Origin of the sequence: Nonomuraea sp. NPDC048901 (assembly GCF_040649695.1) — a bacterium.
GTDB lineage: Bacteria > Actinomycetota > Actinomycetes > Streptosporangiales > Streptosporangiaceae > Nonomuraea.
This window is the reverse complement of sequence record NZ_JBEZFW010000001.1, coordinates 1,003,105-1,021,051: the sequence shown is the minus strand read 5'-3', so window position 1 is coordinate 1,021,051 and position 17,947 is coordinate 1,003,105. Positions and strand designations below refer to the sequence as shown.

The window sequence follows — 17,947 nt, the reverse complement described above, 5'->3', positions numbered from 1 at the left end:
AACTGGCGACCGAGTCAAGAGCAGTGCTCTCATTTCAGGTCGCCGATCCAACGAGTCCTGCGGAACAGCAGGTCGCGGGCTTGGGTGCGGCCACGGTCAACAGGCGTTTGGGTTGCTTGGCAATCTGATGGAAGGGTCTCCCGGGAGCGGGTAATCACAGGTGTCCCTGTTCCCCGGCAAGGGAGACCCTTGCGTGATCACATCTCCTGAAGGAGCGGTGGCCGATCCCGAGCGGTTCGCCACGGTCTTCGACGCGCACTACGAGGAGATCCGGCGCTACATCGGCCGCCGCCTTGACCTCGACATCGCCGAGGACCTCGCCGCCGAGACCTTCCTCATCGCCTTCCGGCGCCGCGACAGCTTCGACGCCGCCAAAGGCGGCATCAGATCCTGGCTGTACGGCATCGCCACCAATCTCGTCGGCAAGCATCGGCGGGCCGAGCTCCGGCGCTATCGGGCGCTGGCCAGATCCGGCCCGCCGCCGGACGAGGGCGGCCATGACCAGCGGGTCGCCGATCGGGTTACCGCCGGAGTGACCGTACAGAAGCTCTCGGCCGCGCTGGCCGAACTGTCGCGCGGTGAGCGCGATGTGCTGCTGCTCGTCGCCTACGGCGAGCTGACCTACGACGACGTGGCCGCGGCGCTCGGCATCGCCAACGGCACCGTCGCCTCCCGGCTGAGCCGGGCCAGGACCAAGCTGCGTGACACGCTGGGAGTTGAGGTGCGATGAAGGAGTTCCAGCTCATCGACGATGTGATGCCGGACATGCCGCCCGCCGATCCGGCCAGGACGATGGGGATCCGGGCACAGCTCATGGGCCGCCCCCCGCGCCGGCGGCTGCCCGGCTGGTCCCGGGCGACGCTCGCGGCGGCGGCCGTGACCCTGGTGCTGGTCGGCGGATTCGTGGTGGTGCCCAGACTGGGCGGGGGCGAGGTCCAAACGGCCGCCACCTCGAACGTGCCCCCGGTGCTCGCGGCGGCGGCGGACCGACTGGCCGCGCAGCCGCCGGGCACGGGCGCCTGGTGGCGGCGAGAGGTGCGGCAGGTGTCGCGGCAGGTCGGCAAGGGGAAGCCCGCTTATGTCGTCGAGCAGCGGACCGGCGAGGTGCTGTGGGTGAGTCGGAAAGGGGAGACCCGGCTCGAGTTGAAGCCTGTGACCACCGTGCCGCTCACGCCGGCCGACAAGCGGGCGTGGAAGGAGGCCGGCTCGTTGCGGCTCTGCAATTCAACTCGCGGTTGCACGCTCGGCCGGGTGTTCTTCACCCCCTTTGACCCGAAAAAGCTGGAGCCCGTGGGGCAACTGCCGACCGACGCCAAAGCGCTCAAGGCCGAGCTGCTGAAGCAGTATCCCGCGGACGGCCGCGACACTCAGGAGGCCTGGCTCTGGGCGGCAAGCAGGTGGCTGCTCCTCGACGTTCCGAGCACTCCGGGCACGCGGGCGGCGGTCTACCGGATGCTCGCCGGTCTGCCGCAGGTGAAGGTGACCGACGGAGTCAAGGACGACGAGGGACGCGCGGGGGTCGCGCTGCTCCTCGGCGACCCCCTGCAGCAGCAGATCATCATCGACCGGGACAGCGGTGACCTGCTGGCCGTGCAGAGCAAGATGCTCCGGTCGGACGGCAAGCAGGCCACGTTCCCGATCGGCCGAACGTTCGAGTCGTTGCTGGTCGAGCGGCTGGGGTGGACCGACGAGCAGCCTACAGAGAAAGTTGAACGGCGGCCCGGCTCGCGATGATGGGCTTGATGTGCTCCGCGATCACCTTCTGATGCTGAGGGTGATCGCGGTACACCAGGTAGTCGTCGACGTTGTCGAAGTCGGCGACCACCGCGAACTCGTGGTTGCCCTGGTTGATGCCCGCGTCGGCGTCCGCCGTGTAAGCGCGGATCTCCGGGATGATCCCCGGCAGTTTCCGCAACTCGGTGGCCACCGTGGCCTTCTGCTCCTCGGTGGCGTCCTCGGTCCAGGTGAACAGCACGACGTGGCGAATCATGAGCTCAGCCTATCGAGATCCGATCGGCGTTCGGGCCACCGTTGGCCGTCGTGGCGGTGGCTCTGATCTTGTTGACTCCTTGCGCGAGGGTGACGGTGAGGGTGGAGGTCTGCCAGGTGTCCCAGTTGCCAGTGGCGTTGAAGTCGCGGGTCACTGCGGCGCCGCCGTTGACCGTGATGGACATCGGCCGGTTCACCGTCGTGCCGTTGGCGTAGCGCAGCTCCAGAGTGACCGGTCCCGCTACGGGGGCGTTGACCGTCCACTCGACGTAGCTGCCGGTCAGGTTGTCGTAGTTCACGAACCCGGTGCCCGTGTAGCCGTCGTGGTTCGACTCCACCACGCCCTGGGAGATCGTCGCGTCCTCGGCCTGGTAGATGACCGGGCCGCTGCCGGTGGTCTCGGTCACCGCGTTCGAGGCGTCCGAGGTGTTGCCGGCCGCGTCGCGGGCCTTGACCGTGAACGTGTACGCCGTGGCGGCCGTCAGTCCCGAGACCGTCGCCGTCGTGCCGGTGACGGTGGTGGCCAGGGTCGAGCCGTTGTAGACGTCGTAGCCGGTCACCCCGGTGTTGTCGGTCGAGGCGTCCCAGGCCAGCGAGACGCTTGAGGACGTCTTGGCGGTGCTGTGCAGGTTGCCCGGCAAGCTGGGCTGCTCGGTGTCGGGCGGGCCGGTCGGGCCGGCCGGGACGGTGAGCGTCGCGGTGTTCCAGCCGGAGACCCTGACGCTCGCCGCGCCGCTCAGGTCCGAGGCGCGGAACGTGGCGGTCAGCGTCTTGGACTCGCCCGGCCACAGGCTGATGGCGTTGTCCGACCACTGGATCGGCAGCACCGGCTTGCCGGCCGCGTCCACGACGTGCGCGTCGAGCATGAACGCGGGGATCGCGCCCGTGCCGGTGTTCTTGATCGTCACACTCACGTTCCCGGGGGACGGCGAGGTGGCGGTGGCGGTGATCGGGGCCTGGGCCAGGCCGTTGAGCCCGGTCAGGTTGGCGTAACTGGTGGTCGGCACGTAGTACCAGTCGTTGTTGTCCCAGTCGATGACGTCGCTCGCGGTGGACAGCGCGTACACGTTGCGGTCGATCTCCTCGCCGCCGCGCAGCAGGCTCAGCCGTACGAGGTAGGTCGTGGACAGGCCGCTGATCGACGGGATGGTGACCGCGGTGGCCTTGCCGCCGTCGGCGGGGGCGGTGACAGTGGCCGTGTTGGTGTACTTCGAGGTGCCGTCCATGTTGAACACGTCGGTCTTGACCGTCAGGCCCGAGGCGGCCGAGGTGCCCGAGTTGACCACGACGACGGACTTGTTGTCGTAGGAGTACTGCACGTGCAGCGGTTTGTTCGCCTCACGCGCGCCCCAATAGGAGCCGCCCTGGTCGAGGTAGTAGTCGAACAGCTGCCAGTGCAGGGACGACCAGCCGCTGTTGAGCATCCAGTAGATGACGCCGGTCGAGGGGTTGCTGGAGTCGGTGAAGTTGCGGCCGTAGGCCTCGAACTGCGCGCGGACCGCCTCGTACTGGGCGAGCTGCGCCTTCTTCACGTAGTCGGCCAGGCTGGACGGCACGCCGTACCGGCCCCTGAGGGCGTTGTGGTAGATCGTCAGGTTGTTGAACGTGCTCGACGGGGAGCGGTGATACTGCGTCGCGCTCGGGCTCTGCCAGAGCGAGTTGATCTGCGCGGTGGTCATCATCCGCTTCAGCGAGTCGAGCGTCGGGACGTCCGGGCCCGCGCTGGTCTCGGAGTTGAAGCCGAACGCGCCGCCTTCGCGCTTGTTGTACCAGTAGTTCGGCGGCACCCACTCGTACGGGCCGGGCATCTTCAGGCCGGAGTTGCCCAGTTGCGGGCTGGACTTGTCCGAGGCCACGGAGACGATCGGCAGCGGCCACTCGGCGGCCGTCAGGGCGTCGAGGTAGTTGGTCTCCTTCTGGGCTGTCGGCGGGTTGTCGGAGCCGATCAGGAACGAGATCACGCTGGGGTGGTTGCGCAGCCGAGTGGCCTCCGCCTGCATCGACGCCTTGGCGATGGGGTAGTCGGCCGTGGCGAACGAGCCCTCCCACTTGTTGCAGCACTCCCAGCCGGGCATGGTCAGGATGCCGTACTTGTCGGCCAGGTCGTAGAGCTCGTCGGTGTCCAGGTGGCCCTCGATGCGGATGGTGTTCAGGCCGAGGTCCTTGACGTAGCGGATCTTGTCTTCGAGGTAGCGCAGGTCCTTGCGCAGGAAGATGTCCGGCGACCAGCCGCCGCCCCTGATCAGGATCGACCGGCCGTTGATCTTGTAGAAGCGACGGCCGCTGGTGTTCTTGCCCGACTCCACCTTGCGGACGCCGAAGCGCTGGGTCAGCGAGTCGCTCACCGCGCCGGCGACGGTCGCGGTCAGGTTGAGGTCGTAGAGGGGCTGGGCGCCCATCTGGTACGGCCACCAGACCTGCGGGTTGGTCAGCGTCTGATTGAACGTGATCCGTTTCGTCTCGTTCGCGGCTAACGAGACGTTCTGGGAGAAGGTGAGCGAGCCGATCGTGCCGCTGACCGTGGTGGTCACCGCGCTGCCCGTGCCGTTGCGTACATCGGCCTTGATCGTCAGGTCGGCGCGGTCGAGCGCCGGGACGGCCAGGTTGGTGATCACGTGCGCGTCGCGCAGGGAGACGTCGGCGCTGCGCCTGATCAGCACGTCACGGAAGATGCCCGTGTTGTCGTCGCGCGGGACCTGCACCCAGTCGATCCAGCCGATCGTCAGGTGGTTGTTGGGGTTGTTGGCGTTGACGCGGAAGGCCACCGAGTTGGTGCCTGAGTGGACCAGCGCGGTGATGTCGCGCTCGTTCCGGGTGTAGGCGCCGGCGATCTGGGCGGCCGTGGCCACCTGGCTCCCGTTGACCCACACGTCGGCGCTCGACATCACGCCGCTGATGTCGATGAACGTGCGTAACCCGGTCTCCGAGCCGAGCGTGAAGTCCGAGCGGTACCACCAGGGCACGTCGAAGTCGGCGGTCGGGATCGACTGCATGTTCGTGGAGAAGAACGGGTCGGAGTAGACGTTGTTCTCCAGCAGGCCGGCCAGGACGGTCGAGCGCGGGCCGACCGGATACCAGCCGGAGGCCGCGTAGCCGGGAGTGGAGATCGCGGCGCCGGAGTCCGACACCTTGGCGGATGACTGGATCTTGTAGCCGGGGAGAGCTGTCGAGGAGGCCGTCGCCGCTGGGGCGGCCAGGGCGACACCTCCAGCGCTGACCAGCAAAGTGCAGGTCCAGAGCAGGATGAGGATGAGCCGGGAGCGCGCCATGGGTCCTCGCAAGGCCGATGGAGTTTGTTAATAAACCTTCTTAACAACTAAACGCGATCTCGTAAATGCCCAAATTTCTGGACATCGTGGCGATGGCTGGTTATTCTCAAATGGAGATTTACTCAGCTTGAGAAGGACCTGTCGATGGAAGAGTTCCTGGCCGGCTACGACCCGCGGCGCTATCCACCGGTCGCGGTGACGGTCGACGTGGTGGCGCTGACCATCCGCGACCGGCGGCTGCACGTGCTGATCGTGGAGCGCGGCGTCGAGCCGTACGAGGGCGCCTGGGCGCTGCCCGGCGGCTTCATCAGGCCCGACGAGGACCTGGCGGGGGCGGCGGTGCGCGAGCTGGCCGAGGAGACCGGACTGGACACCGCGCCCGCGCACATCGAGCAGCTGGCCAGCTACGGCGGTCCCGGCCGGGATCCGCGGATGCGGGTGGTGTCGATCTCGTACCTGGCCTTCGCCCCCGACCTGCCCGATCCCCGGGCGGGCACCGACGCGGCGGCGGCCGTGTGGCATCCGGTCGACGACGTGCCTCGGCTGGCCTTCGACCATCAGCGCATCCTGGCCGACGGGGTGGAGCGGGCCCGGTCGAAGCTCGAATACACCCCGCTGGCCACGGCGTTCGCGGGCGGCACGTTCACGATCTCCGAGCTGCGGCTGATCTACGAGAGCGTCTGGGGCACCCCGCTGCACGCGGGCAACTTCCACCGGAAGGTGCTGTCGGTGCCGGGGTTCGTGGAGGGCACCGGAGAGACCACGCAGACCGGCGGGCCCAGGGGCGGGCCGCGGGCCAAGCTGTACCGCGCGGGCGACGCCCGGCTGCTGCACCCCGCCCTGCTGCGGCCCTCGCGGGAGGACGAGATCCGGTGAACGCAGAGGAGGCGGCGGCGATCGTCACAGGGGCGCGTTCGGCCGCCGACCTCTTCACGGGCGACTCCCCTGCGCGGGTCTACCGGCGTTATGCCCGGTTACTCCACCCGGACCTGTCTCCCGGGACCGCTGCGGCGTTCGCCAGGTTGGCCGAGTTGTGGTCCGACTTCAACCGGGGCCGGCAGGTCGGGCCGTACCGGATCGGGCCGCCGCTGCATCGGGGTGGCACCGCTGTCCTGTATCCGGCGGACGGTGACGCGCTGCTGAAGCTGCCGCGCGACCCGGCCGACAACCACCTGCTGGTGCGGGAGGCCGCCGCACTCACCCGGCTCGCCTCGGACGCGGACCCGCGTTTCCTGCCGTACGTCCCCCGCCTTGTCGCGAAATTTCGGCATAAAGCCGGGCGGGCCGTGCGGCAGGCGAACGTCCTCAGCCGGGCACCCGGCGGCTTCGTCCCCCTGACCCGGATCGGCACCGGCCTTGACCCCCGGGACGTGGCCTGGATCTGGCGGCGGCTGCTGGTGGCCACCGGCCTGGCGCACCGGGCCGGTGTCACGCACGGCGCCGTGCTCCCCCGCCACGTACTCGTCCACCCTCTCGACCACGGGCTCGTCCTCGTCGACTGGTGCCGATCACAGCTCTCCGACGCGTCGGACGACGTCCTGGGCGTCACCCGATGCGTCGCCGGGCTGCTCGGCGAGCACCCCCGCACGATGCGCGCCTTCGTCCGCGGCTGCCTGCTGCGCCCGCCCGCCGACGCGTGGGCACTGCTCGGCGAGCTCGACGAGCTCCTCGAAGACCTTTACGGACCGCGTACCTACCGGCCCCTTCACCTCTAGGGAGAACATCATGGGCAGCGGAATCTGGTCCACCGACGTCTACAGCTCGGCCGCCCGCTACCGGGCCGCCACCGGCGCCAGCGCCTTCGCCTACAGCGACGGCGGCGCCTCCACCACCCACCCCGACCTCGACCCGTTCGGCGTCACGCGGGAGAGCCGCGACTCCGACGAGCACCCGGACTCGCTGGCCGTCGCCGTGCTCTTCGACGTGACCGGCTCGATGGGCCACGTCCCGCGTACGCTGCAGGCCAAGCTGCCCGACCTGCTCGGGCTGCTGCTGCGCAAGGGGTACGCGGCCGACCCGCAGATCATGTTCGGCGCCATCGGCGACGCGACCTGCGACCGGGCGCCGCTCCAGGTGGGGCAGTTCGAGTCGGACAACCGCATGGACGACCAGCTCGGGCAGATCCTGCTGGAGGGCGGGGGCGGCGGGCAGATGTCGGAGTCGTACGAGCTGGCCATGTACTTCATGGCCAGGCACACCTCGATCGACTGCTACGACAAGCGCGGCAAGCGGGGATATTTGTTCATCATCGGCGACGAGCTGCCCTATCCGCGGGTCAGCGGGAAGGCCGTCGCCAAGCTGATCGGCGACCCGCGCCCGCGCGACATCGACGTGGCCGCGATCGTCGCCGAGCTGACCGAGAAGTACGACGTCTACTACATCCTGCCCGCCGGCTCCAGCTACGCCGGCGACGCGCGGGTGCTGCGTGTCTGGCGCGACCTGCTCGGCCAGAACGTGCTGGAGCTCGACGACCTCGACGCGGTCTGCGAGACGATCGCGCTCACGATCGGGCTCGGCGAGGACGCCATCGGTCTCGACGAGGGCCTCGACGACCTGGCCGGGCTCGGCTCCGCCGCGGGCGCCTCGGTGTCGAAGGCGCTGGCCAAGCTGGACCGCGGCACGCTCGTGGTGTCGGAGCCGCTCGACGGGCTCGACTCGTGACCGAACACGTCATTGTCGCCGACCTCGGGTACGGCGACGCGGGCAAGGGCACCGTCGTGGACTGGCTGTGCGCCACCCGGCCGGTCCACGCGGTGATCCGCTTCAACGGCGGCGCCCAGGCGGCGCACAACGTGGTGCTGCCGGACGGTCGGCACCACACGTTCGCGCAGTTCGGCTCGGGGACGCTGCGGGGGGTGCCGACGCATCTGTCGAGGTTCGTGGTGGTCGATCCCCTGGCGCTCTCCGCCGAGGCCGCCCATCTGGAACGACTTGGCGTGCCGGATCCGTTCGGGCTGATCACGGTTCATCGGGACTGCCTGCTGGCCACGCCGTACCACGTCGAGGCGGGCCGGCGGCGCGAGCTGGCGCGCGGGGCGGAGCGGCACGGGTCGTGCGGGATGGGCGTCGGCGAGGCGATGGCGTACTCGCTGTCGCACGGCGCGCTCGCCCCGCGCGCGGGCGACTCCCCCGCGACGCTGACCCGCAAGCTGGGCCTGCTGCGGGAGGCGCTGGGGGTGGACGGACCGCCGGTGGCGGACTGCGTGGCGGCCTATCGGGCGTTCGCGTCGCGGGTGCGGCTGGTGGACTCCACCGATGAGCTGCTCAGGCGGGGGCCGGTGGTGTTCGAGGGAGCTCAGGGGGTGCTGCTGGACGAGAACCACGGGTTCGATCCGTACACGACCTGGAGCACCACGACCTTCGCGAACGCGCTGGAGCTGCTCGGCGGGGCCGGGGCGCTGCGGCTGGGCGTGCTGCGGACCTACACTCCCCGGCACGGGCCGGGGCCGCTGGTCACGGAGGACCCCACGCTGGAGCTGCCGGAGCCGCACAACGGCACCGGGCCGTGGCAGGGGCCGTTCAGGGTGGGGCACTTCGACGCCGTGGCGCATCGATACGCGGTGGAGGTGGCGGGCGGGGTCGACGCACTGGCGCTGACGCATCTGGACGCGCCGGTTTCGCGGCTGTGTCACGCGTACGAGGGGGGTGACTTCCGGCTCGGCGACCCCGCCACGCGGACCGCTCGGCTGCTGCGGGCCAAGCCGGTGTACGGCGACGCCGTCACCGACTGGCCCGCGGCCGTGGCGGACGCTCTGGGCGCACCCGTCTGGGTCGGGTCACACGGCCCGACCTCGGCCGACAAGCGCGTCCTCACGCCCGCCCTTGATTAGCTCCAGGCGAGCATGCGGAGTGGGTCCTCCAGCATGGCGCCGACGTCGCGCAGGAACAGCGACCCCAGCTCACCGTCCACGATCCGGTGGTCGAAGGAGAGCGCCAGCGTCGTCACCTTGCGTACCGCGAGCTCGCCGTCCACCACCCACGGCATGTCCCGGATCTGACCGAAGGCGAGGATGGCGGCCTCACCCGGGTTGAGGATCGGCGTGCCGGTGTCGACGCCGAACACGCCCACATTCGTGATCGTGATCGTGCCACCCGCCATTTCGGCCGGTTGGGTACGGCCCGCCCTGGCGGTCTCCGTGAGCCGGCCCAGCTCGGCGGCCAGCTCGGGGAGGGACAGCCCGTGGGCGGACTTGATGTTGGGGACGACGAGGCCGCGCGGGGTGGCGGCGGCGATGCCCAGGTTGACGTAGTGCTTGACCACGATCTCCTGAGCGGCCTCGTCCCATGAGGAATTGATCATCGGATGGCGCCGGGCGGCCGTGAGCACGGCCTTGGCGACCAGGAGCAGCGGCGAGACCTTGACCTCGGCGAAGTCCGGGATCGTACGCAGGCGCCGGACCGCCTCCATGGTCTCGGTGACGTCGAGCTGGAGGAACTCGGTGACGTGCGGGGCGGTGAATGCGCTGGCCACCATGGCTTGGGCGGTCATCTTGCGGACGCCCTTGACCGGGATGCGCTCCTCCTCGCCCTGCTGCGTGGTCGCTCGTGGCGCGGGCCCTTCCGCGGCTGCGTGGACGTCGTCCCTGGTGATCGAGCCGTTCGGGCCCGAGCCGGCCAGGGTGGTCAGGTCCACGCCCAGGTCCTTGGCCAGCTTGCGTACCGGTGGCTTGGCCAGGACCGCGACCCGCCGTAGCGCCGCCGGGCCGGATGGCGCGGTGACCTCGACGCGGGACGGGTTCGCGACCGGGGTGGCCGGGATCACGGGCGGCTCGGGAGCGGCCGGGACCACGGTTGACTGGGCGGGCCCGTCAGGGCGGGATTTGCGGGGGCGGCGTTTGGTGGTGCCGGTCTTGACGCCGTAGCCGACCAGGACCGCCTGGCGTTCCTCCTTGGGGGCGGGGCTGCCGTGGGCGCCGGGTTCGACGGCTCCCTCCGCCGGGGGGCGCGGGACCAGGTCGTCGGCCAGCGCCTCGATCCGGTCGGCGTCCGCCGTCCCGACCGCACCGGCGTCAGCCGCTTTGGCCCCGCCGGCCTCAGCCGCCTTGACCCGGTTGGCCCCGTTGCCGGAGCCGTCGTCCGGCTCGTCCGTGTCGACGGCGATGATGGGCCTGCCGACGTCGACCGTCTGGCCCTCGTCGGCCATCAGCCCGGAGACCACGCCGTCCCAGGGGATCGGCAGTTCGACGATGGACTTGGCCGTCTCGATCTCCACCACGATCTGGTTGACCTTGACCGTGTCACCGGGCTTGGCGTGCCAGCGGACGATCTCCGCCTCGGTCAGACCCTCGCCCACGTCGGGGAGCTTGAATTCACGTCGCATGAGTCCCCCTCCTCAGTAGCCGAAGGCGCGGTCGACGGCGTCGAGCACCCGGTCGAGGTCGGGCAGGTAGTGCTCCTCCAGTTTCGACGGCGGGTAGGGCGTGGAGAAGCCGCCGACGCGCAGCACCGGCGATTCCAGCTGGTAGAAGCACTGCTCGGTGATCCTGGCCGCCAGCTCGGCGCCGAAACCGCTGTTGATCGGCGCCTCGTGCACCACCACGGCCCGGCCGGTACGGCGTACCGACTCCATCACCAGCGGCGCGTCGAGCGGGTTGAGCGAGCGCAGGTCGAGGACCTCGACCGAACGCCCGTCGGCCTCGGCGGCCGTGGCGGCCTCCAGGCAGGTCTTCACCATCGGGCCGTAGGCGATCAACGTGATGTCCGTGCCCTGGCGCACCTGCCGGCCGCGGTCGAGAGGCAGCCACCAGTCGGTGCCGACGGTGTCGATCTCGGCCTTCTCCCAGTAACGGCGCTTGGGCTCGAAGAAGATGACCGGGTCTTCGCAGCGGATGGCCTGCTGGATCATCGTGTACGCGTCGGCCGGGTTGGAGCAGGCGACCACGCGCAGCCCGGCGGTGTGCGTGAAGTAGGCCTCCGGCGACTCGCTGTGGTGCTCGACCGCGCCGATGCCGCCACCGCAGGGGATGCGTACGACGACAGGCAGCTTGATCGCGCCGAGCGAGCGCATCGGCATCTTGGCCAGCTGAGTGATGATCTGGTCGGCCGCGGGGAAGACGAACCCGTCGAACTGGATCTCGCACACCGGCCGGTAGCCGCGCAGCGCCAGGCCGATAGCGGTGCCGATGATGCCCGACTCGGCCAGCGGGGTGTCGATGACCCGGTCCTCGCCGAAGTCCTTCTGCAGGCCGTCGGTGACCCGGAACACGCCGCCGAGCTTGCCGACGTCCTCGCCCATGATGAGGACCTTGGGGTCGTCCTCCATGGCCTTGCGCATGCCCTCGTTGAGCGCCTTGGACAGGCTGAGCACGGTCATGACGCCTCCTTCGGCGCGACGGTCATGCGGCGCTCAGGGGTTCGCTCACTCACTGAAGCCCTCCAGATAAGCGGCGTATTGGGCGCGCTCCTCGTCGATCAACGCGTGCGGCTCGGCGTAGACGTGCTCGAACATCGCGAGCGGCCCGGGGTCGGGCATCGCCAGGCAGCGCCTGCGCAGGTCGGCGCCGAGCTGGTCGGCCTCGCCCTCGACCGAGTCGAAGAACGCCTGGTCGGCGAACTCGTTCTTGAACAGGTACGCCTTGACGCGCTCGATCGGATCCTTGAGCTTCCACGCCTCCAGCTCGCTGGCCACGCGGTAGCGCGTCGGGTCGTCCGTGGTGGTGTGGGCGCCCATCCGGTACGTGAACGCCTCGATGAGCACTGGACCTTGGCCTTCGCGGGCGTTCTTGAGCGCCTGCCTGGTCACGGCGAGGCAGGCGAACACGTCGTTGCCGTCGACCCTGATGCCGGGGAAACCGAACCCGGAGGCCCTGCGGTAGAGGGGAATGCGGCTCTGCTTCTCAAGGGGCTCGGAGATGGCCCACTGGTTGTTCTGGCAGAAGAACACGATCGGCGCGTTGAACACGCTGGCCCAGACGAACGACTCGTTCACGTCGCCCTGGGAGCTGGCGCCGTCGCCGAAGTAGGCGATGACGGCCGCGTTCGCGTCGTCGCGCTGTACGCCCATCGCGTAGCCGACGGCGTGCAGGGTCTGGCTGCCGATCACGATCGTGTAGAGGTGGAAGTTGTGCTCCTTGGGGTCCCACCCGCCATGGTTCACCCCGCGGAACAGGCCGAGCAGCTTCACCGGGTCGACGTCGCGGCACCAGGCCACGCCGTGCTCCCGGTAGGTGGGGAAGGCCATGTCGGCGTCGGTCAGCGCGCGGCCAGAGCCGATCTGCGCGGCCTCCTGGCCGAGCAGCGAGGCCCAGATGCCGAGCTCGCCCTGCCGCTGCAGAGCGACCGCCTCCAGGTCGACGCGCCGGACGAGCACGAGGTCGCGGTAGAGGGACCGGACCTCTTCGGGTTTGAGGTCGATGTCGTAGTCGGGGTGCTCGACCCGCTCACCCTCGGGGGTGAGGAGCTGGACGAGCTCCGGGGGTGCTTGTGCACCACGAGAGGCGTCGAGTGTCACGTGCCACTCCTGTGCGGTCAGGGCCGGGGTCGATGGGGTTGCCACCTTAGGCCAGCCTTTCGAGCGTCGGACCATGTGGTGGTGGTTCGTACGCGTTTGGGGACATGGTGGCAGACGTCACAGCCCTCAGCGCAAGCCCCATGCCCTCCCCGTTCCCGTTGTGTTGCCTGCCACACGCGCCGGTAGGCTGGCTTTCCCAACTCCCGCCGCACCCAGGAGGAACGCAGTGGCGCGCGTCATCGTAGACGTCATGCTGAAGCCCGAGATTCTCGACCCGCAGGGCCAGGCCATCGCCCGCGCGCTGCCCAGGCTGGGCTTCTCCGGCGTCGCGGCCGTCCGGCAGGGCAAGCGCTTCGAGGTCGAACTGGACGGTCCGGCCGACGAGGCGGCACTTGCGGACGTCCGAAAGATGGCCGAGACGCTGCTGGCCAACACCGTCATCGAGGACTACGTCGTGCGGGTTGAAGAGTAGAACAGCACATTTGACGCATCGAAATACCCGCGAGCGGCTAAAGTCGGGTTCCGGCATGCCACAATGCCACGGGCGTGCCAACAGTAAATAACAACAACGTGATTTTGCGGTTAGCCCCGATTTCACGGGGAAACCTACTCCAGGTGACATTCCGGAGCCCGGAGGAGTCCGGTGGATATTGAGTTCTCGTTGGCGCTGCCTCGGGATGCGATCGGCATACCGATGGTCAGACGAGTGCTAGGGGACGCGATGCGTTCGCTCAACGTGAGCGAGGCGTGCATCTCCGACATGCTGCTCGCGGTCTCCGAGGCGTGCTCTAACGCGGTACGCCATGGCGGCCCGGCCAACCGCTATGAGGTCACGGCCTCGATCGGCTACGGCCGCTGCGACGTACGCGTCGTCGACAACGGGGTCGGCCTGCCCTCGATGCCCCTGCACTTTCCGCCCCCCGACACCGAGAACGGCCGTGGCCTGCTGATCATGCGCTCGGTCGTGGACGAGATCTCCTTCGGCATCACCCCCGGCCGCGGCACCACGGTCCACCTCCGCAAGACCCTCGCCTGGGAGGAGACGGCGAACCGCCGCTCCCGCGAGCTGGCCGCGGTCTAGCCGTTCGCTTCATCTGACCCCTTCGCGGGCCGTCGCGGCGGCCCGCCTCTTGGCATGCCGTACACGCTGTTGGGAGGCATCGTCGAGCACCAGATAACCTTGGCGGTGCACACCACGAACGCTGGAGGAACGCAAGACATGAGCGCCCGCGTGGGGGTAGTCACCTTTCCAGGAACTCTCGACGATCAGGACGCCGCCAGAGCGATCAGACTGTCCGGCGCGGAAGCGGTTCCGCTGTGGCACGCCGACCACGACCTCAAGGGTGTGGACGCCGTCTTCCTGCCCGGCGGCTTCTCCTACGGCGACTACCTGCGGTGCGGCGCCATCTCGCGGTTCGCGCCGCTGATGCGGGAGCTCGTCCCGGCCGCCCGTGAGGGGCTGCCGGTGCTCGGCACCTGCAACGGGTTCCAGATCCTGTGCGAGGCGCACCTGCTGCCGGGCGCGCTGACGCGCAACGCCTCGCTGCACTACGTCTGCCGTGATCAGCGGCTCCGGGTCGAGGCGACCGGCACGCCCTGGACGAACTCCTTCGCGGCCGGCCAGGAGATCGTGCTGCCGATCAAGCACGGCGAGGGCCGCTACGTCGCCGACCCCGAGACGATCGCCGCGCTCGAGGCCGACGGCCGCGTGGTCGTGCGCTACCTCGGCAACCCCAACGGCTCCGTCAACGACATCGCCGGCATCCGCAACGAGGCCGGCAACGTGGTCGGAATCATGCCGCACCCCGAACACGCCGTCGAAAACCTCGTCGGCGCGCCGAGCACGGACGGGCTCGGCTTCTTCACCTCCATCCTCAAGAAGCTGGTGAACGCGTGAGCACCGACAGCGTCAAGCGGGCCGTCGAAACGCCTGCCGAGCCGATGCCGTTCGCCGAGCTGGGGATGAAGCAGGAGGAGTACGACCGGGTCAAGGAGATCCTCGGCCGTCGTCCCACGGGCTCCGAGCTGGCCATCTACAGCGTCATGTGGTCCGAGCACTGCTCGTACAAGTCGTCCAAGGTGCATCTGCGGCAGTTCGCCACGAAGGCCCCCAAGTCCGACGCACTGCTCGTCGGCATGGGCGAGAACGCCGGCGTCGTCGACATCGGCGACGGCTGGGCCGCCACCTTCAAGATCGAGTCGCACAACCACCCGTCCTACGTCGAGCCGCACCAGGGCGCCGCCACCGGCGTGGGCGGGATCGTCCGCGACATCATGTCGATGGGCGCCCGCCCGATCGCGGTCATGGACGCGCTGCGCTTCGGCGGCGCCGACCAGAACGACACCCGGCGCGTGCTGCCCGGCGTGGTCGAGGGCATCAGCAGCTACGGCAACTGCCTGGGCCTGCCCAACATCGGCGGCGAGGTCGTCTTCGACCCCTGCTACATCGGCAACCCGCTGGTCAACGCGCTCTGCGTGGGCCTGCTGCGCAAGGACCAGATCAAGCTGGCCACCGCGCCGGGGCCGGGCAACAAGGTGGTGCTGTTCGGCGCCTCGACCGGGCCCGACGGCATCGGCGGCGCGTCGGTGCTCGCCTCGGCGACCTTCGAGGACGAGTCGCACGCCAAGCGGCCCGCCGTACAGGTCGGCGACCCGTTCATGGAGAAGCTGCTCATCGAGTGCTGCCTGGAGCTCTACGCGGCCGACGTGGTCGTGGGCATCCAGGACCTCGGCGCGGCCGGCGTCTCCTGCGCGACCACCGAACTGGCCGCCAAGGGCACCGGCGGCATGCACGTCGACCTCAACCTGGTCCCGCTCCGCGACCCCTCGCTCAGGCCCGAGGAGATCCTGATGAGCGAGTCGCAGGAGCGAATGATGGCCGTCGTCCGACCGTCGGACATCGCGGCGTTCATGGCGATCTGCGAGAAGTGGGATGTCCCGGCCACCGTGATCGGCGAGGTGACCGACACCGGCCGGCTGGTGATGACCTGGGACGGCGAGACGATCGTCGACATCCCGCCCGGCACCGCGGCCGACGACGGCCCGGTCTACGAGCGGCCCTTCCACGAGCCCGCCGGGCAGGTCGCGCTCAACGCCGACACCCCCGACCGTCTCGACCGGCCCGCCGACCTGCGCGCCACGCTGCTGGAGCTGCTCGGCTCGCCGAACCTGGCGTCGAAGGAGTGGGTGACCTCTCAGTACGACCGTTACGTCCGCTCCAACACCGTGCTCGCCCAGCCCGCCGACGCCGGGATGCTGCGCATCTCCGAGGTCATGGCCGGCGCCGAGCCGACGACCCGGGGCATCGCCCTGGCCACCGACGGCAACGGCCGCTACGCGCGGCTCGACCCCTACGCGGGCGCCCAGCTCGCGCTGGCCGAGGCCTACCGCAACGTCGCCGTCACCGGTGCCCGGCCGCTGGCCGTCACCAACTGCCTCAACTTCGGCTCGCCGGAGGACCCCGAGGTCATGTGGCAGTTCGCCGAGGCCGTACGCGGGCTCGCCGACGCCTGCCGGACCCTCGGCGTGCCGGTGACCGGCGGCAACGTCTCCTTCTACAACCAGACCGGCTCGACCCCGATCCACCCGACACCGGTCGTGGGCGTGCTCGGCGTGATCGACGACGTGGCCAAGCGGGTCGCCACCGGGTTCGTCGCCGAGGGCCTGCGCATCGCACTGCTCGGTGAGACGAAGGAGGAGTTCGGCGGGTCGGAGTGGGCGCACGTCGCCCACGGCCACCTCGGCGGCCTGCCGCCGGCGGCCGACCTGGCGGCCGAGCAGGCCATGGCCACCGTGCTGGTGGCGGCCGCCGCTCAAGGACTCCTTGAGGGCTCCCACGACCTGTCCGACGGCGGCCTGGCCATCGCGCTGGCCGAGTCCTGCCTGGCGCGGGGCATCGGGGCGACGGTGGCGCTGAGCGGCGAGGCGTTCACCGACCTGTTCAGCGAGTCGTCGGCCCGTGCGCTGGTGATGGTCCGGCCGGAGGCGTTCGACCGGTTCGCCGCGCTCTGCGCCGACCACGAGGTGCCCTGCTACGGCCTCGGCACCACCGGCGGCACGTCGCTGGTGGTGGAGGGGGTGCTGGAGGTGCCGGTCGCGGAGCTGCGCGAGACGCACTCCGGCACGTTGCCGGCGCTGTTCGGCTGAGGTTTCAGCGCGAAGGCCGGTACGGGGTGCTGTCGTACCGGCCTTCGCTTGTCAGAGAGTCTGGTGAGTCAGGACCTCTTGAGGGTCAGGACTTCTTGAGACAGACCACGTAGACGGTGCCGCTCACGCCGCCGTGGTTGCCGCCGGTCAGGTTGTTGTTGGTGTCGTTCTTGGCCGCGGTGACCGACCAGCCAGACCCGCCGCTGGGGGCGCTGCTGGTGACGTTGCCGTTGCCGCTGATGGTGAAGCCGCCGCCGGTCGCCACGTCGCCGCTGTTGCAGGAGACGGAGCCGCTGCCCGAGCTGAAGGCGTTCGAGCGGGTGTAGGTCGTGTAGGTGATGCCCTTGCCGTCTACACCGTCCTTGCCATCCTTACCGTCCTTGCCCGGCAGGCCGTTCTTACCGTCAGCGCCGTCCTTGCCGTCGGCGCCGTCCTTGCCCGGGAGACCGTTCTTGCCGTCGGCGCCGGCCTTGCCCGGAAGGCCGTCCTTGCCGTCCTTGCCATCGACCCCGTCGGTGCCGTTCTTGCCCGGGAGCCCGTCCTTGCCGTCGGTCCCGTTCTTGCCGGGCAGACCGTCCTTGCCGTCCTTGCCGGGCAGACCGTCCTTGCCGTCCTTGCCGTTCTTGCCGGGGAAGCCCTGACGGCCCTGGAGGCCCGTGTCACCCTTCGGGCCCTGCGGGCCGGTGTCGCCCTTGGTGCCCTCCGTGATCGTGGTCGTCGACTGACCGCCGCCGCCGATCACCATCCGGACCTCCGTCTTCCGGCAGGGGGTGGTGGCGTTGACGATGCGGGCGTACCGGGTCTTCTTGTGCACGCACGCGTACACCTCTGAAGCCGACGACGCGGTGGCGACTCCGCCAACGGCGAGGAGCGAGGCGGCGAGCGCTCCAACAGTGGCGAGGGTGAGCGTGCGCGCACCGCGAATCTTGATAGCCACGGCTTTCCTTCCGAGGAACCTGTGTTGCTCAGGTTGAGCATGAGGTTCACGTTTCAACCGTTCCAACGGATGACAGGAATCGCATAACAGGTTCATTACAGGACAAACCGGACAGAAAGCGGTGACGCTACTTGACCAGTCATGAAAGTCGGCTGT

At 69.5% G+C, this 17,947-nt stretch carries 16 protein-coding genes; 10 read left to right on the top strand and 6 right to left on the bottom strand.

Annotation, left to right across the window (positions count from 1 at the left end; all coding sequences use genetic code 11):
- Window positions 1-193 precede the first annotated feature (193 nt).
- Window positions 194-730: an RNA polymerase sigma factor gene (locus AB0C30_RS04980; protein WP_357939685.1), complete on the top strand. Its 537-nt coding sequence runs from the start codon at window positions 194-196 to the stop codon at window positions 728-730.
- Window positions 727-1,734 (top strand): CU044_5270 family protein, encoded by a 1,008-nt coding sequence (locus AB0C30_RS04975; protein WP_357939683.1) that lies wholly within the window; start codon window positions 727-729, stop codon window positions 1,732-1,734. The genes AB0C30_RS04980 and AB0C30_RS04975 overlap by 4 nt, the downstream gene beginning before the upstream one ends.
- On the opposite strand, the gene AB0C30_RS04970 is transcribed toward AB0C30_RS04975, so the two are convergent.
- Window positions 1,697-1,990 (bottom strand): Dabb family protein, encoded by a 294-nt coding sequence (locus AB0C30_RS04970; RefSeq protein WP_357939681.1) that lies wholly within the window; start codon window positions 1,988-1,990, stop codon window positions 1,697-1,699. The two genes, AB0C30_RS04975 and AB0C30_RS04970, sit on opposite strands and share 38 nt — an antisense overlap.
- Window positions 1,991-1,994: 4 nt before the next feature.
- A complete protein-coding gene (locus AB0C30_RS04965; RefSeq protein ID WP_357939679.1) occupies window positions 1,995-5,258 on the bottom strand; it encodes a carbohydrate-binding protein in 3,264 nt (1,087 codons plus the stop codon).
- 144 nt (window positions 5,259-5,402) lie between these two features.
- On the opposite strand from AB0C30_RS04965, the gene AB0C30_RS04960 reads away from it, so the two are divergent.
- Genes AB0C30_RS04960 through AB0C30_RS04945 form a run of 4 tightly spaced genes read left to right on the top strand, consistent with a single transcriptional unit; the run spans window position 5,403 to window position 9,088 of the window.
- Window positions 5,403-6,134 carry an NUDIX hydrolase gene (locus AB0C30_RS04960; RefSeq protein WP_357939677.1) on the top strand — a complete coding sequence of 244 codons (732 nt, stop codon included), beginning with the start codon at window positions 5,403-5,405 and terminating at the stop codon, window positions 6,132-6,134.
- On the top strand, window positions 6,131-6,973 hold the full coding sequence (locus AB0C30_RS04955) for a molecular chaperone DnaJ (RefSeq protein ID WP_357939675.1): 843 nt from the start codon (window positions 6,131-6,133) through the stop codon (window positions 6,971-6,973). Before AB0C30_RS04960 ends, AB0C30_RS04955 begins: the two co-directional genes overlap by 4 nt.
- Before the next feature lie 10 nt (window positions 6,974-6,983).
- Window positions 6,984-7,919 carry a hypothetical protein gene (locus AB0C30_RS04950; protein WP_357939673.1) on the top strand — a complete coding sequence of 312 codons (936 nt, stop codon included), beginning with the start codon at window positions 6,984-6,986 and terminating at the stop codon, window positions 7,917-7,919.
- A complete protein-coding gene (locus AB0C30_RS04945) occupies window positions 7,916-9,088 on the top strand; it encodes an adenylosuccinate synthetase (protein WP_357939671.1) in 1,173 nt (390 codons plus the stop codon). The genes AB0C30_RS04950 and AB0C30_RS04945 overlap by 4 nt, the downstream gene beginning before the upstream one ends.
- Here the strand turns inward: AB0C30_RS04945 and AB0C30_RS04940 are convergent.
- The 3 genes from AB0C30_RS04940 to pdhA are packed head-to-tail and all read right to left on the bottom strand — an operon-like array spanning window position 9,085 to window position 12,708.
- Entirely contained in the window at window positions 9,085-10,578 is a 1,494-nt protein-coding gene (locus AB0C30_RS04940; protein WP_357939669.1) for a dihydrolipoamide acetyltransferase family protein, read from the bottom strand. The genes AB0C30_RS04945 and AB0C30_RS04940 overlap by 4 nt on opposite strands.
- Window positions 10,579-10,590: 12 nt before the next feature.
- The gene (locus AB0C30_RS04935; RefSeq protein ID WP_357939667.1) at window positions 10,591-11,571 is read right to left on the bottom strand and encodes an alpha-ketoacid dehydrogenase subunit beta; all 981 of its coding nucleotides are present in this window, start codon (window positions 11,569-11,571) and stop codon (window positions 10,591-10,593) included.
- A 45-nt stretch (window positions 11,572-11,616) separates the two neighbouring features.
- Window positions 11,617-12,708 carry a pyruvate dehydrogenase (acetyl-transferring) E1 component subunit alpha gene (gene pdhA, locus AB0C30_RS04930; RefSeq protein WP_357939665.1) on the bottom strand — a complete coding sequence of 364 codons (1,092 nt, stop codon included), beginning with the start codon at window positions 12,706-12,708 and terminating at the stop codon, window positions 11,617-11,619.
- Window positions 12,709-12,934: 226 nt separating this feature from the next.
- Between pdhA and purS the strand changes: the two genes are divergently transcribed.
- From purS to purL, 4 genes are all read left to right on the top strand, one after another.
- On the top strand, window positions 12,935-13,180 hold the full coding sequence (purS, locus tag AB0C30_RS04925) for a phosphoribosylformylglycinamidine synthase subunit PurS (RefSeq protein WP_225301645.1): 246 nt from the start codon (window positions 12,935-12,937) through the stop codon (window positions 13,178-13,180).
- 222 nt (window positions 13,181-13,402) lie between these two features.
- A complete protein-coding gene (locus AB0C30_RS04920) occupies window positions 13,403-13,789 on the top strand; it encodes an ATP-binding protein (protein ID WP_225301701.1) in 387 nt (128 codons plus the stop codon).
- A gap of 138 nt (window positions 13,790-13,927) precedes the next feature.
- The gene (gene purQ / locus AB0C30_RS04915) at window positions 13,928-14,605 is read left to right on the top strand and encodes a phosphoribosylformylglycinamidine synthase subunit PurQ (RefSeq protein ID WP_357939663.1); all 678 of its coding nucleotides are present in this window, start codon (window positions 13,928-13,930) and stop codon (window positions 14,603-14,605) included.
- A 44-nt stretch (window positions 14,606-14,649) separates the two neighbouring features.
- Window positions 14,650-16,854: a phosphoribosylformylglycinamidine synthase subunit PurL gene (purL, locus tag AB0C30_RS04910; RefSeq protein ID WP_357939762.1), complete on the top strand. Its 2,205-nt coding sequence runs from the start codon at window positions 14,650-14,652 to the stop codon at window positions 16,852-16,854.
- Between the two features lie 85 nt (window positions 16,855-16,939).
- Here purL and AB0C30_RS04905 read toward each other — a convergent pair whose 3' ends face one another.
- Window positions 16,940-17,791, bottom strand: coding sequence for a hypothetical protein (locus AB0C30_RS04905; protein ID WP_357939661.1), 852 nt, complete (start codon window positions 17,789-17,791; stop codon window positions 16,940-16,942).
- Window positions 17,792-17,947 lie beyond the last annotated feature (156 nt).

Excerpts from the sequence above, each read along its gene's own strand:
- AB0C30_RS04965 (WP_357939679.1), bottom strand. The coding sequence starts at position 5,258 with ATGGCGCGCTCCCGGCTCATCCTCATCCTGCTCTGGACCTGCACTTTG.
- AB0C30_RS04975 (WP_357939683.1), top strand. The coding sequence starts at position 727 with ATGAAGGAGTTCCAGCTCATCGACGATGTGATGCCGGACATGCCGCCC.
- AB0C30_RS04935 (WP_357939667.1), bottom strand. The coding sequence starts at position 11,571 with ATGACCGTGCTCAGCCTGTCCAAGGCGCTCAACGAGGGCATGCGCAAG.
- AB0C30_RS04960 (WP_357939677.1), top strand. The coding sequence starts at position 5,403 with ATGGAAGAGTTCCTGGCCGGCTACGACCCGCGGCGCTATCCACCGGTC.
- purL (WP_357939762.1), top strand. The coding sequence starts at position 14,650 with ATGCCGTTCGCCGAGCTGGGGATGAAGCAGGAGGAGTACGACCGGGTC.
- AB0C30_RS04970 (WP_357939681.1), bottom strand. The coding sequence starts at position 1,990 with ATGATTCGCCACGTCGTGCTGTTCACCTGGACCGAGGACGCCACCGAG.
- AB0C30_RS04920 (WP_225301701.1), top strand. The coding sequence starts at position 13,403 with ATGGTCAGACGAGTGCTAGGGGACGCGATGCGTTCGCTCAACGTGAGC.
- purQ (WP_357939663.1), top strand. The coding sequence starts at position 13,928 with ATGAGCGCCCGCGTGGGGGTAGTCACCTTTCCAGGAACTCTCGACGAT.
- AB0C30_RS04950 (WP_357939673.1), top strand. The coding sequence starts at position 6,984 with ATGGGCAGCGGAATCTGGTCCACCGACGTCTACAGCTCGGCCGCCCGC.
- AB0C30_RS04940 (WP_357939669.1), bottom strand. The coding sequence starts at position 10,578 with ATGCGACGTGAATTCAAGCTCCCCGACGTGGGCGAGGGTCTGACCGAG.